Source organism: Enterococcus dispar ATCC 51266 (assembly GCF_000406945.1).
Lineage (GTDB): Bacteria > Bacillota > Bacilli > Lactobacillales > Enterococcaceae > Enterococcus_C > Enterococcus_C dispar.
Genome location: NZ_KE136354.1, coordinates 1,185,028 through 1,199,886, shown reverse-complemented (window position 1 = coordinate 1,199,886; position 14,859 = coordinate 1,185,028). Strand labels below are relative to the sequence as shown.

General features: G+C 35.3%; 13 protein-coding genes and 1 pseudogene. 11 read left to right on the top strand and 3 right to left on the bottom strand.

Annotation, left to right across the window (positions count from 1 at the left end):
* Both RK01_RS05905 and RK01_RS05900 read left to right on the top strand, forming a co-directional pair.
* Positions 1-462, top strand: a 462-nt coding sequence (locus RK01_RS05905) for a GW dipeptide domain-containing protein (RefSeq protein WP_016172376.1), incomplete at its 5' end; no start/stop codon positions are given.
* A 236-nt stretch (positions 463-698) separates the two neighbouring features.
* Positions 699-1,640 (top strand): glycosyltransferase family 2 protein, encoded by a 942-nt coding sequence (locus RK01_RS05900; protein ID WP_016172375.1) that lies wholly within the window; start codon positions 699-701, stop codon positions 1,638-1,640.
* Between the two features lie 284 nt (positions 1,641-1,924).
* Here RK01_RS05900 and RK01_RS14060 read toward each other — a convergent pair.
* A pseudogene (locus tag RK01_RS14060) lies at positions 1,925-2,733 on the bottom strand (transposase).
* Positions 2,734-3,072: 339 nt separating this feature from the next.
* Positions 3,073-4,032: an XcbB/CpsF family capsular polysaccharide biosynthesis protein gene (locus tag RK01_RS05890; RefSeq protein WP_016172374.1), complete on the bottom strand. Its 960-nt coding sequence runs from the start codon at positions 4,030-4,032 to the stop codon at positions 3,073-3,075.
* A 140-nt stretch (positions 4,033-4,172) separates the two neighbouring features.
* Here RK01_RS05890 and RK01_RS05885 point away from each other — a divergent pair, with 140 nt between their 5' ends.
* From RK01_RS05885 to RK01_RS05850, 8 genes are all read left to right on the top strand, one after another.
* Positions 4,173-4,373: a cold-shock protein gene (locus RK01_RS05885; RefSeq protein WP_016172373.1), complete on the top strand. Its 201-nt coding sequence runs from the start codon at positions 4,173-4,175 to the stop codon at positions 4,371-4,373.
* Positions 4,374-4,473: 100 nt separating this feature from the next.
* A complete protein-coding gene (gene tagD / locus RK01_RS05880; protein WP_016172372.1) occupies positions 4,474-4,872 on the top strand; it encodes a glycerol-3-phosphate cytidylyltransferase in 399 nt (132 codons plus the stop codon).
* Between the two features lie 139 nt (positions 4,873-5,011).
* On the top strand, positions 5,012-6,067 hold the full coding sequence (locus tag RK01_RS05875) for an ABC transporter ATP-binding protein (RefSeq protein WP_016172371.1): 1,056 nt from the start codon (positions 5,012-5,014) through the stop codon (positions 6,065-6,067).
* Between the two features lie 23 nt (positions 6,068-6,090).
* Entirely contained in the window at positions 6,091-6,900 is an 810-nt protein-coding gene (locus RK01_RS05870; RefSeq protein ID WP_016172370.1) for an ABC transporter permease, read from the top strand.
* Positions 6,901-7,057: 157 nt separating this feature from the next.
* Positions 7,058-8,167 carry an LCP family glycopolymer transferase gene (locus RK01_RS05865; RefSeq protein ID WP_016172369.1) on the top strand — a complete coding sequence of 370 codons (1,110 nt, stop codon included), beginning with the start codon at positions 7,058-7,060 and terminating at the stop codon, positions 8,165-8,167.
* Positions 8,168-8,734: 567 nt separating this feature from the next.
* Entirely contained in the window at positions 8,735-10,870 is a 2,136-nt protein-coding gene (locus RK01_RS05860) for a penicillin-binding transpeptidase domain-containing protein (RefSeq protein WP_016172368.1), read from the top strand.
* A 190-nt stretch (positions 10,871-11,060) separates the two neighbouring features.
* Positions 11,061-11,342, top strand: a complete 282-nt coding sequence (locus tag RK01_RS05855; protein WP_016172367.1) for a hypothetical protein — start codon at positions 11,061-11,063, stop codon at positions 11,340-11,342.
* Between the two features lie 3 nt (positions 11,343-11,345).
* Entirely contained in the window at positions 11,346-12,905 is a 1,560-nt protein-coding gene (locus RK01_RS05850; RefSeq protein WP_016172366.1) for a cation:proton antiporter, read from the top strand.
* A 168-nt stretch (positions 12,906-13,073) separates the two neighbouring features.
* On the opposite strand, the gene RK01_RS05845 is transcribed toward RK01_RS05850, so the two are convergent.
* Positions 13,074-14,168: an IS30 family transposase gene (locus RK01_RS05845; protein ID WP_016172365.1), complete on the bottom strand. Its 1,095-nt coding sequence runs from the start codon at positions 14,166-14,168 to the stop codon at positions 13,074-13,076.
* Between the two features lie 275 nt (positions 14,169-14,443).
* On the opposite strand from RK01_RS05845, the gene RK01_RS05840 reads away from it, so the two are divergent.
* The gene (locus tag RK01_RS05840) at positions 14,444-14,791 is read left to right on the top strand and encodes a hypothetical protein (protein WP_244874980.1); all 348 of its coding nucleotides are present in this window, start codon (positions 14,444-14,446) and stop codon (positions 14,789-14,791) included.
* Positions 14,792-14,859 lie beyond the last annotated feature (68 nt).

Genomic DNA, 14,859 nt, shown 5'->3' with positions numbered 1-14,859 from the left:
GGTAATGCAAGTGCATATAGTGGAAAAACAGTTCAAATCACTAAACGAGTGAAACTATCTACAGGAACGGTATACTATCAATTTAGTCAAAATGGAAAAAATATTGGTTGGTTAGATGCGAAGGCATTTTATGAGTTGGTTTTAAAAGAGGAAAATTATCAGAAAAAATTGGTTGTTAATAGTATCGCTAGAAAATTGGATGTGTGGTCGGCGCCTTATAATATTCATTCGGGAATAAAAAAAATTGGTTCTGGAGAAGTGTTTATTAATCAAGAAGTTTTAGTGTTAAAAAAAGTAAAAACAACACAAGCTGTATATCTACAATTTGAATTTGGAGAAAATAAGTACTGGATGGATGAGAGTGCTTTTGTGAGTACAATGAGTACAAAAACGAAAGACAAAAAAGTGCTAGATCCTCCAAAAACTGCTTCTTATAATTCGGAGCCTAGCAATATTGATTAAAATAATTGAGATATAAGATGAAGAATTATCTATCACATAAGAAAATATCTCTCAGTATCTTTTTGATTTTATTGAGAGATTTTTTTCTTGTTGTCGTTTTAGTTCTTTGTCATAATATGAAATTATGACAAAAATTACTGGGGAATAAATTTTCATAGAATCGAAAAAAACTTGTGCATTTTCTATTCTCGGTATATCTTAGAATAGATACTGACAAAAAAAGAGGGAAGTTATTAATGAAAGACAAAATTTCAATTGTAGTGCCTTGTTATAATGAAGAAGAAGTTCTTCCAATTTCCAGTAAGGCGTTGATTACTTTATTAGAAAATATGATTAATGAAGGATTGATAAGTGATGAGAGCAACATTACATTTGTAGATGATGGAAGTAAAGATAAAACTTGGACTATTATCAATAAATTATCAAAAAGTAATCCTCACTTTAAAGGAATCAAATTTAGTCGTAATTTTGGTCATCAAAATGCACTTTTAGCTGGGATGACAGTTATGAATGATAAATCCGATGCAATTGTAACGATTGATGCTGATTTACAAGATGATATTAATGCGATTCGCCAAATGGTAGTAGCTTTTCAATCTGGATATGATGTGGTGTATGGGGTTCGTGATAATAGAGATAGCGATACTCCTTTTAAAAGAAAAACAGCAAATTTATTTTATTCTTTGATGAATAAGCTAGGTGTAAATACAATACCAAATCATGCTGATTTTAGATTAATGAGCAAACGCGCTACAAAAGTGTTATTAGAATTTAAAGAAGAAAATTTGTTTTTAAGAGGAATGGTACCTCTGGTTGGATTTCCTAGTACAAATGTATATTATTCTCGTAAAGAGCGCGCTGCAGGTGAATCTAAGTATCCATTGAAAAAAATGATTAATTTTGCTTTAGAAGGAATTACCTCATTTTCAATCGTTCCTATACGATTTTTGCGTAATTTGGGAATGGCTGTTTTCTTTGTGGGAATTATATATATGATTTATATTTTAATTCAAAGGATGATTGGTGATGTTGTTTCTGGGTGGTCTTCAATTATAGTTAGCATATGGCTACTAGGAGGATTACAATTAATTGGGATGTCCGTTGTGGGAGAATATATTGGTAAAATATACTTTGAAGTGAAAAAACGACCAAGATTTATTATTGAAGAAAGTATATAGTGGTTAATAAGGGAAAAAATATTTGCTAAGTTTGGATGGCTTTGATAGTCTATTTATCTGAATAAGAAGGGATTACAAATATAACATGAGAGAAAAAGAAAAGTTATTATTCTTTTGAAAAATTGTTATATTAATCATCAAACTGGGATGTTTTATTTATCAAGAAATCAGTAGAAAATTTTGGCTATTTGTCAAACGATGTTGCCTTGATCAAATCACACTTTAGGAAATGCTTCGGCATTTCCTTTTTTTGCGTTATTAAATGGTTTCACGGATGTTCTCTGCTAGATCAGGATGCGCATCCGAAGTTGGCGGAAAGTCCGGAACCCAAATGCTATTATTTTGATTACTTTGCTAAGGTTGTTCTTGCCTTCCAATTTCCCGTTTGAATAGGGAATTTTTCCATCAAGTTGAAGAATTCAGTGGGATTTTTTGCATCAAAAGCTGTCAACAACTCTTGATAAACTTTGTAGCATTGTCGTGGTTGGGTATCTATAGAAAGTACATAATCAATCACCTCGGATTCTGCTAAATATCTCCTTTGAATAAGAAATTATCCTTGCAATCTCTAGCTCTCTTAAACGTTAAACCATCAATTAGAAGGTGTTTGGGAAGAGAATAGGGCTTTTTACAAGATTCCTCAATGAAAATGTGTAAAATAATACGTTCAACGGTTTTGATAGAAACAAAGTATCGTGGGGGAATATCCTTTATTGAAATCTTTTTCTTCAAATCCACCGCAATCGCAAATTTTAAGGCGTGTGAGGTGTAACACTTCATTGCTACGTAATGAGAGTTGTTGGAAGAAAAAGTATGATGGTGGTTGGTACACCGAAAACGCTGCCTATAGGGTGTCGAGAAGTTAGTACCTCTTATTAAGGGAAACAACTGAATCAACTCTTTTGATAAAAATGGCGAATGACAGAATCAAAGTCAGAATATTCACAACGATGAGCTTCTCCAATTAATAAGTTGGTAAATACATTATCCTACGCCCATGAATGATCGCTTTCCTAATGACATCTTTTGAGAAGGGAGTATGGGAGTCCTTAATATTCAAAAATTTTTTTTGATGAAAGGACCTGTCTTTCATCAACTATTTGATATTTATGGTTATGGACATTTGGATATCTTCCTATCATTGGGTTTGGTGATTTAATTACAGTATAACGGTGTCTTTACTAGTTTGAGAGTAACAGCACTAAACATCATAGAACTCAAAAAAAACTCCTTTGATTTCTTTTTATAAGAATTCAAAAGAGTTTTTTATAGTCATTTCGATCTACGGAGTCTGTTTTTCTTTTTTTGATTGAAAAATTTTTTGCATAATTACTGAGTTAATTTCTAATTATCTTTTGGTAAAAAGCAAAATAAGTGTATAGTTACTTGAAAATGTATTTATTTTCTTATAATCAAAGATAAAAAGTAAATACTATTCTTCCATAAAAAGCTTGTTAATATAATAAATCTGTTCAACAGTTGAATTTGCTGAAATATCTGGATGAGCGTGTATATGATTGTCTTTAATGTCCAATATTGTAATACGATCTTTTTTAAAACTTTGAAATTGTTTAAATGTGAAAGGAACTTGTGCCGAACCTATGATATATTTTGGCTCTTGATTGATATTTAAAGTGTTAATATCTTTTTCTATCGTTAAAGGTCGCATATCTTTTAAGTACATTAAATCATTTTTATTATTATGTTCTTCCAATGTAATAATCGGGTCCACAATACATGCTTTATAGTTACCTAAGAAACTATGATAGGTGGCACCTGTACCACCTTTAGATCCTCCATAAAAGACCACATTCTTTTTGTCAATTTCATACTGACCCATTATAAATTTTATTGCCCCTTGCACATCTTCTTCAAATGTTGGATAGTTTGACGTGTTAAGATACATACTGCCTGTATTCATATTTACATCCATAATCCGCATAATAAGGGTATTTTTTACGATATGCTTTTGAATGGATGGATAGTTTTGAGTAAAGCATCTATTAGCAATGTTAGGAGACATGTAGTTGTTTCCATCGGGCATGGATGAAAAAATTACCAATAAGCGCAACGGTGCCAAAGTGTTAACTTTGTTGTCAGGTACTTTTTGAATTGTATAAAATAATTCTCCGTATTTTATTAAATCCGTCCGTTTCCAAATAGTTTGAATAAGCTTACGTTTTATAAAGAATGACTGCCTATTTGCATAATAATAGAACATATAGTCATTTTCCATCATTTTGCGATAAAATGCATGAGCAGATGAATCGATTCTTGAAAACTGGATAATATTTTTATCATTAGGCATTCGAATGATAATTTTATCAGTAGTAAAATCAATATCGGTATCACCATAAGAATATGTTTCATAGGAAAGATTAATATTTTCCATAAAGTCATCTCCTTTTTTCTTAATTATATCAATATAGAAAACATTTACAATAAAATAAAATTTGCTACCGCTTTCAATTTTCGTTATAATTAGATGACGGATTATCCGTTAAATTATATTTTTTGGAGGCTACACAAAACATGGAACAAGGAAAAGTGAAATGGTTTAACAACGAAAAAGGGTTTGGCTTTATTACAACTGAAGGTGGCGAGGATATTTTCGTTCATTTCTCAGCAATTCAAGGGGATGGCTTTAAATCTTTAGAAGAAGGCCAAGATGTTGAATTTACCATTGTTGAAGGCGCTCGTGGGCCACAAGCAGCTGAAGTAACTAAATTATAATTTAGTTTTTAACCGGATTTTATTCCGGTTTTTTTATTTGTTTGCCTTTTTAGAACTTTTTTGCTATCTTCGTTATATGAAAAAGAAACGAGGGAAAAACATGAAACGTGTTATTACTTATGGAACGTTCGACCTATTACATTACGGTCATATTAACTTGTTACGTCGTGCCAAAGAACAAGGCGATTATTTAGTTGTGGCTCTTTCAACTGATGAATTTAACTGGGATGAAAAGCAAAAAAAATGTTATTTCAGTTATGAAAAACGCAGACAATTACTAGAAGCAATTCGCTACGTGGATTTAGTTATTCCAGAAGAAGGATGGGATCAAAAAGTCAGCGATATCGAGCTTTATCATATCGATAAATTTGTGATGGGAGACGACTGGGCGGGTAAGTTCGACTATTTGCAAGAAAAGACTGAAGCAGAAGTGATTTATTTACCGCGAACACCAGAAGTGTCCACTACACAAATTAAAAATGATTTGAAACTAAAATAAATATGAAAAAGTCGAGAATTTTCTCGACTTTTTCATATTTTTGTTCTATTTTATTAGAGGCAGTTTGGACCAATAAATAAAATATGGTATGATGTAGCGTGAACTATTTCAAGTCAATATCTGGTAAAGGATGAAGATTTTGGAAAATAATATTAAAGTAAGAAGCACTCTAGTCACAAAAGAGTATGATTTGTACAAAAAGAAATCTGATAAAGTTAAGGCACTCTTCAAATTTTATCATCGTAATGTTCCGCGTTTTTGGGCGTTAAAAGGTGTCAACTTTGAAGTCAAAGCCGGTGAATCTGTGGGGATTATCGGAATTAACGGCTCTGGTAAATCGACACTTTCCAATATTATTAGCGGTATTATTCCACCTACTTCCGGGACAATGGAAGTTAATGGGGATACATCTATTATCGCCATTGGAGCGGGGTTGAAACCACAATTAACAGGTATTGAAAATATTCGCTTAAAAGCATTAATGACTGGAATGACTAATAAAGAAATCGATGCAAAGATGGGTGAAATTGTTACTTTTGCCGACTTAGGTGATTTTGTGAATCAACCGGTAAAAAGTTATTCAAGTGGGATGAAATCTCGTTTAGGTTTTGCGATTGCCGTTCATAATGATCCTGATATTCTAATTATTGACGAGGCTCTTTCGGTGGGTGATGAAACATTTTATCAAAAATGTGTCGATAAAATTATGGAGTTTAAAGAGCAAGGTAAAACAATTTTCTTTGTTAGTCACTCATTGGCCCAAGTTGAGAAACTTTGTGATAAAACAATTTGGATGCATTATGGAACACTAAGAATGTTTGATACAACTGAAAAAGTCATGAAAGAATACCAAGCATTTATTGACTGGTTTAAGAAACAACCGAAAGAAGATCAAAAAAGTTATCAAGATAAATGCAAAGAGGATCAAAAAAGTTTTAGTCTTGAGAAGTTAAATAAACTGGTGTTAAAAGATACAGAATTGAGCAAGCAGCATTTAGACAAAAATCAAATGGAAAAAAACCTAAAAAGAATCCCTTTAGGAGATCGAATGTCTATCCCGACAAAAATGATTTTGATTATTAGTTTTATTTCGCTTATGTTTTTATCTTTGGTTTCATTTAGCGGACATTCTGTCACGTGGGCAGTGCAGCACCCATTAGAAATTTTGGCGCGCTATTTCCATTTTTTAAAATAAGTCACTGGTAAAGGAAGATTCAAGTGAAAGAGATAGTTGAAGTAATAAAAGAGCAATTTCGCCACTTAGGCATGATTATTAGAATGTCGCGGTATGAAGATAAAGCTACATATCAAAGTCATTATCTTGGACTCGCGTGGCAAATTTTGAATCCTGCTATTCAGGTGGCAATTTATTATCTAATCTTTGGTGTCGGGATTAGTGCCAACCGAAAAATCGATGGTGTACCTTTTTTTGGATGGATGTTAATAGGTATCACAGCGTGGTTTTACATGAATTCGGGTGTTTTAGGAGCGTCAAACTCTATCCATCGACAAGTGGGAATGGTTGCTAAAATGAAATTCCCAGTAAGTATCTTACCAACGGTTAATATTGTGAGTAATTTGTCTTCGTATTTTCCAATGTTAGCAATTGTAGTTGGAACAATGCTCATTTTTAAAGTTCCTGTGACAATATACTGGCTGCAATATTTTTATTATTTTATTTGTATGGTTGCATTTTTATTTGCTTTTGGTTTGTTAAATGCAACGATAACAGTTTTAATACGAGATTATCATATTTTTCTTCAATCGGTATTACGATTGCTCTTCTATGTGTCTGGTCCGATTTGGGATATAAATAATAAAAATTTGCCTATACCATTAGTCAAACTTTTAAAGCTCAACCCTTTTTATTATATTATTGAAGGATTTCGGGACTCCTTTTTGAGTAGATCCTGGTTTTGGGAGAAAACGACTTATGGCTTAATATTTTGGCTTACAACTTTAATTTTATTAATTCTAGGTAGTCATTTGCATATGAAATTCCGTGCTCGTTTTGTCGATTATATTTAAGAAAAGAAGCGATCAAAGGTGATCGCTTCTTTTCATTTATGTTGCAAAAGTGTTAAGTTTGGGTAATAAAAGTAATCCAGCATTGCTCAAAGTGAGAAGTTGTGGCAAAATTTATACGATATTCAACAAATGAAAAAGTTAACTTAAGAGGTGTCCAATGCGTTTATATCAAAAAATTATCTTAGGAATCGTAGGTGTAATTACTGTTGCTGTTTTAGGCGCAACTGCTTACGGAATCAAAATGTACCACGATGCGAACAGTTCTTTTAATGCCATCGTTGAAAAGATTGATCGAAAAAATAGTCGCCATGTTTCAAAAGCAAATATTGATAATAATGAACCTTTTTCAATTTTATTAATGGGAATTGATACTGGCGCCCTGGGGCGTACAGAACAAGGTCGTTCAGACTCTATGATGGTGGTTACGGTTAATCCGGCGAAAAAGAGATCGACAATCGTTAGTTTAGATCGTGACATTTATACTCAAATTGTGGGTTATGGCACAATGGATAAATTGAACCATGCATATGCTTTTGGTGGTGTGGAAATGGCAATGGATTCAGTTGAAAATCTGTTAGATATTCCGCTAGATCATTATGTGTCCATTAATATGCAAGGGTTACGCGATTTAATTGATGCGGTTGGCGGAATTACTGTGAATAACAAAATTGATTTTACTTTAGAAGGGGTACATGTACCAAAAGGTGAGATCAAGTTAAATGGTAAAACTGGTTTAGCGTATGCCAGAATGCGCAAACAAGACCCAGAAGGTGACATTGGACGACAAAAACGCCAACGCGAAGTAATCACAAAAATTGTCAATAAAGTTATGAGTCTGGACAGCGTAGCAAACTATCAAAAGATTTTGAAAGCAGTTGAGAAAAATACAAAAACAGACCTTTCTTGGGATGATATGTTAGATATTGCCAATAATTACATTCCGGCATTCAAAAAAATTGAGCAGGATCAATTAGAAGGCGAAGGTCAAATGATGAACGGCATTTATTATCAAATGTTAGGTTTAAATCAAATTTTGACAATGCAAAATAAATTAAAAACAGAATTGAGTCTGCCTACAAGTGAAACTTTACCAACAGGTGATGAATATACGAGTGGTTATGCCCAAGGCCAATTTTATGATGATACTACCCAAACTTCAGAAGCAGATGGTTCCGTTCAAAATGTAACCGGAACTGATGCTTATGATGATGGTAGCCAAAATAGTACGGGTTATGATCAAAATTATGAGGAACAAGCAGCATATTAAAATAAGGTAAAAGGCAATCCATATTTTAGGATTGCCTTTTTTTATAGTAGAGAAATTGTCTGGCTTTATAAAGCAGCTATTGTGAAAAAGGCAGTAAAAAGAGAAATAATCAATTTTATTAGAAAAATTTGAAAAACTATAAAAGCCTAATGGTGAAAAGAGCTGAATATCAGTCTTTTAAGTTGATTCTAGTAGAGCGCTGTTTATCTGTAATCACTTTTTTGACCCGTAAAACAAAAGGTATTGCGTTTTATATTAGATAGCGAGAACACATAATTAAAAACTTTTAGTGTAAGTTATATACTAAAAGACACTTACCCACAATTTATAAAAATAAAAAATAAATAAATTGAATGTTTCACAATTTATGAGAAAAGGTAATCTAACGAAACCATTAATTTACGCGTTTTTATTATAAAAAATTAAAAACAAAATTATTCTTGTGGAACATTTCGAAAATTGAGCAGAAACAAACTTAAGGTTTTATTTATTTGATAAATAAAACTGTATTCTCAATCTTTTTTTGGTAAAATAAAACGGTACTGATGTTTTGGAAGGATTTGACTCATGAAAGATCTTAAAAATAAATTAACAAGAGCTCATATTGAAAAAAAATTAAAAGATGGGCGCGCGCCTTCAAAAACGGCTCCCCGCTCCCATGTACCCTTTCGCTTAAATTTTCTTTTCTTCATCATTTTTGCCTTATTTATTGCCTTAATTGCGCAATTGGGTTACTTGCAGATTGTAAATGGTGATAATATTGCTACCCAATTGAAAGCTTCTTCCACAATTAATATTAAAGGCAGCACTCCACGAGGAATGATTTACGATGCTACTGGGAAGCCATTAGTTACGAATAAGGCTAATCCTGCAATCACATTTACACGTGGCAATACGATGTCGGCTGAAGATTTACTAAAAATCGCCAATCGTTTAAACGAATTAATCGATGTTCCAATTGAAAAAACATTGCAGGAACGAGATTTAAAAGATTACTGGTTAGCCGATCCAGATAATCTAAAAAAGGCTAACGATCGCTTAAGTACTAGCGAAAAATTAATTACCGATCAAAGTAAACTTTATGCAAAACTTGTTGATAAAGTTTCAAAAAAAGAAATTCAGTTTAATACCAAACAAAAAAAAGCGGCAATGATTTTCAAAAGAATGAATAGCGCTTCGGCTTTAAATACCGTCTATATTAAAAATCGGGATGTGACGGATGAAGAATTAGCTGTCGTATCTGAGCGGGCTAGTGAATTATCCGGTGTTTCCACTGGTACTGATTGGACCCGCGATTATGCTCAAAAAGGTTCCTTACGGAGTATTTTAGGAAATGTTTCGACTGAAACGACCGGATTACCGGCTGAAGATTTAGAAAAATATTTAGCAAAGGGCTATGCACGTAACGATCGCGTCGGCACGAGCTTTTTAGAAAAGCAATATGAAGATGTCCTACAAGGCACAAAATCCCAGTATGAGGTTTCGTTAGACCGTCAGGGAAACATTTCGAGTCAAAAAGAAGTTTCGCCTGGTGCTAAAGGGGATAATTTAGTGTTGTCAATTAACGCTGAATTTCAAAAACGTGTAGAAGCTATCTTGAAAAAAAATTATCAAGGTCTTATTGATGCCGGTAAAGCTGATTATTCCCCAGGAGCCTATGCAGTGGCCGTGGATCCAAATACCGGTGGTGTACTAGCAATGGCAGGTTTTTTACATGAAGAAAAAAGCGATGAACTAGAAGAACACGCTTTAGGTACAGTGCAATCTTCTTTTGTACCGGGGTCTGTTGTTAAAGCGGGAACCCTAACTGCTGGCTGGCAAAATGACGTCTTAAAGGGCAATGAAGTTTTATACGATGAACCGATTAAAGTCAATGGGACAGCGGTGAAAGCTTCCATTTATAATAAGGATGGGAGTGGGAGTCGTAATTTATCGGCTCGTAAAGCGCTAGAGATTTCTTCTAATGCCTATATGATGAAAGTTACTTTTAAACTACTACACATGGATTATCAATATAATGTTTCAATGCCTTTAATTGACAAACAATTTGGGGCCTATGATGCACTGCGAAAAGCCTTTTCTGAATATGGCATGGGTGTGAAAACAGGGATTGATATACCCAATGAAGAAGATGGTATTTCTACCCCAACCCGGTCACTAGATTCTCAAAATAATGGTGGTAGTGTACTTGATTTATCTTTTGGGCAGTTTGATACTTATACACCGATGCAATTGGCACAATATGCTGCGACTGTGGCAAATGGCGGTAATAGAATTCAACCACATATTGTGAGTGGCATCTATGGCAATGATAAACAAGGCGATTTGGGTAATTTAAAAAAAGCGATCCAACCGAAAATATTAAATACAGTCAATCTTTCCAAAAGCCAATTGGATATTATTCAAGGTGGATTTTACGATGCGGTTCATGGGAATGATCCTTATACGACTGCTACTGCTCTAGCCGGCGCAAAAATGTCCGCTTCAGCTAAAACGGGTACTGCGGAAACAGCAGTTTATAAAGATGGAAAGAAACTTAGCGATACTGTCAATAGTAATATTGTTGCATATGGGCCTTCTGATGATGCCAAGGTCGCTATTAGCGTGATGTTACCAAACTTAAAAAATGATAATGATCATGTGAATGTAACCATAGCAAAAGAAATTATGGATGCCTATTATGATCTTTATATGAATAACTAAATTATTTTTGAGGTGTGGCGCTTTTTGCTACACCTTTTTGACTGAATTGGATAAATATCTTAAATAATCGATTTTAAAAGTTTTCAGAATGAGTTTGATTAAACGTTTCTATTTGGCTGTCACTATTGTTACTTGTCATCTTGCATTCTTTGCGCTACTGTTAGGGAGACATTTTTAAGGGAGAAAAATCATGAGTAAAGACTTTGAAACACAAATGAATTTATTGCGGGTAAAATATGGCAGTTTAACAATGGCTGAAAGACGACGCATTTTAGAAAGAGTGCGGCGTAAAAATCTTTTTAGCTATCGTAAATTAGAGCGCTTAAAACACGAGCTTTTGCGTTTAGAGGCTAAAAGAGCTCAGATCGAGTTGGAAGAAGAGCCAGCGGAATTAACGGAACTTGAACAAAAAATTGTTGCTCGCAAAGAAATCTTTTTAAAATTATTATGTGAATTTAAACAAAAGGAGTAAGGCATGGAGTTAGTTGAATTAATTATTTTAATAGCTGTTGCTATTACATTTTCTAATATTTTTGCCAAAGTTATTCCGACCGTTCCTATTTTTTTCATTCAAATCTTTTTCGGTGTTTTAGTTGGCTTATCGCGTTATGGGCGGACATTGAATTTTAGACCGGAAATTTTTCTCGTTTTAATTATTGCTCCATTGCTATTTCGCGAAGGGGAACATGCAGATTTGCCCGTTATTTTTAAAAATTTTGGGACAATCCTCTCTTTAGCTTTTGGTGGTGTCCTTGTGACTTTGTTGGCGGTGGGAATAACCTTGCATACTTTAATGCCCACGATTCCACTAGCGGCTTGTATGGCTTTTGGAGCGGCTTTGGGTCCAACGGATGCAGTTGCGGTCTCCTCGATTACTAAATCTTTGAAGATTCCTGCTCGAGTGATGCGTATTTTAGAAGGAGAAGGTCTTTTAAATGATGCATCTGGTGTCACAGCTTTTCAATTTGCGACGATTGCTTTAATTACAGGAAGTTTTTCTGTTTGGCAAGGTTCTTGGCGACTTCTGTTTGCCAGTCTTGGAGGCGCCTTTGTCGGTATAGTTGTCGTATGGGGAAAAAGGCGACTAATGCGGCTGATTGAACAGTTATCTGCACAAGATGTGACCGCATATCTGCTAATTGAGTTATTATTACCTTTTGTGGCATACGTTTTCTCTGAAATAATTGGTGTATCTGGAATTATTGCAGCAGTGGTAGCGGGAGTGATGCAAGCAACTGGGCGTCAAAAAGTTACTTTATTTCAAGCCGAACTTGCTAATGTCTCAACGGCAACATGGAATACGATTGTCTTTACCTTGAATGGTCTCGTCTTTATTTTCTTGGGAATTGAAATTTCGCAAGTTTTCTCGCCCATTTGGGAAAGTGATGTTTATGCTAACTGGTTATTATTATTGGTTATTGTCGCAGTTACCGTCATCTTATTTTTAATTCGTTTTGTTTTCCTACTGCTATTGAATTTGTTTAGTGCCAAAAAAAGCAAAGCAAAATCTTGGCAGGAAATTTTACTTTTAACTTTTGGCGGCGTTAAAGGAACTGTCAGTTTAGCTACTATTTTTATTTTACCGACGAGTCTTCATGGTGAGTTATTTCCCCAACGCAGCGTCTTATTGTTTTTGACTGCCGGTGTTATTTTGTTGAGTTTGCTCATCAGTTTAGCGGTTTTGCCGCAATTAGCGGATGGTGAAGCTGAAGTGCCGGTTGATGAAAAAGGTCTAGCTATTTTGGCTGAAGTCAAAGAAGAGCTAAAAGAGGATCAACAGGATGAAACATTAACAGAAAATGAACAAATTGCATTGAAAGCTGTAATTCAAAGTTATGAGAATCGCATGTGGGATACCTATACGGTGGCTATGACGGAAAGCGAACGTCAAGAAGTACAAGAAATTCAAGCTTTAATTATTGGCATTGAACGGGATGGTTTAGATGAAAGTTTTCGTCGCCGTGAAATTGATGGCAATACGTATCGTTTTTATTCCCGTTTTATTGCTAATTTTCAACACGCAAATTTCAAGTAGAACTTAGCCACCTATTGAGATTCGCTTGTTATTCAGTTTGATGTTCCTTCTAGCAGGTGCTTGATAATGAGCTAGGGCATGGTATCTGCGATAAGCAGAGGTGGGCCGATGTTCTGGGAGTAAGCCTATGAACAGCCCAGCCTCCACCATGCCCTAGGAGGCTCGTTGTCAAGCACCTGCGGCAGCCGGGCCCTTCACTAAGGTTTGAAGCTCAGTCACAAGACACTCCAATGGCGTTGCGTAGCCTAAAATACGCCTTGGATAATTGTTCATCCAGTCTTGCACACGCCTGATATGGGAAAAGGAGACCTCTGCCAAACGTGTGCCTTTGGGAATAAATCGTCGGATGATGCCATTATGATTCTCATTGGTGCCTCGTTCCCATGAAGAATACGGATGCGTGAAGTACACCGCTGTCACCTCAGACAAAAGTTCCGAGATACTGGAGAACTCGGTCCCGTTGTCTGAAGTGATTGTTTTGAACAATAACGCAAAATCCTTCCCGGCAGCCTCTTGTAAAGTTTTAAGGGCGCGATTGACAGGGTCCGCCGCCTTGCCATCAATTTTGATGATAATCTCGTAGCGGGTTTTCCGTTCGGTTAGGGTCAAAAGTGCGTGGTCTTTGCCTGTCCGCAGACCGACCACCGTATCAATTTCCCAATGACCAAATTCTTCTCGGCTATCCACCACATCAGGCCGCTTTTCAATCAATTCACCTAAAATTCGCTTGTTCTTAGTGATGCGTGCCTTCTTCGGACTACGTTTGACTTTAAGATGCAGATCGATATTGCTGGTATCCATCACCCCGAGATCGATGTATCTGTACAAAGAGCTTGTGCTAGGAAGTTCTTCATGAGGAAAGAGTTTTTCGCGCTTTGCATGTCCAACAACGGCATCTGGCGAGTACTTTTTGACTTTCATCATATGATCTGCGTAGGCCATAAAGTCTGGCGCACTGACCCATTTAGGTTGCTTTACTGAATGAAGTCGCGCTTTTTCATAGGCCGCCTGCCCGGCTTGTGCAGAGTAAACAAAATAGTCATACTCGTAGACTTTACCTCGTTGCTTTTGGTGACGAATTTGACGAATCGTGCCATCCTTAATTTCAGTATGAATTGTCTGGCGGGCACGCCCGAGTAATTTTGCGATACGATTGTTGGATAGCGGCTCATCTTGAGATTTCCAAGCTTCGATTTTTAAGCGTTCCGCAAAATTTAGGTGTTTTCCTTTGCGTGATACTGTGGTATTCTCAAGTTGCGTCATCGTGATTTCATCCTTTATTGATTGGTTGTGGAACCTCAATAATACATGAAATTTTGCGATGACGTTTTTTTATTTTACTAGGTGGCTAAGTTCATTATAAAATCCGCCCTAATTTTCAACATTCTGTGGGTCAGCAGATTTTATCATTCCTTGCATTTTGGTTATTAGTGGTTAGACGGATTATTCGGGTAATTTTACACCCTAAACTGTTCCTGGAAAGAAGACAAAATGCTCCTAAACAAATGCAGCCCAATGATTTAAGCCAAATTAAGAAAGTGTATTTGCGTAATACAAAGTTAATTAAACAAAGTTTATCTAGTTTAGATGGGGTTTATGATGAAAAAATTATCGCCCATTTCTTAGAACAGCGTCAAAATATGATGGGGCGATTAGAACTAAACGATTTTATGGCTGCTGTTATGATTCGGCAAGATCCAGCTTATATTAAAGAAATGTTACGCGGATATTATTTAGAACGAAAAGTAATTGATTTATTTGAAACAGCAGGGACGATTACAACTTTTGCTGCCAATGAATACCGTCGTAAAGTCAATCTTCTGGAGTCTTACGCAATGGGACAAACCGGTAATTTACCAAAAATTCCTTTTTTTAGAAAAATCTAAGACCTGTTTTTCGACACTACTTACCCACAGTAGTGTTTTTTATTTGATTTTTAATGCTAGGGCTAGAA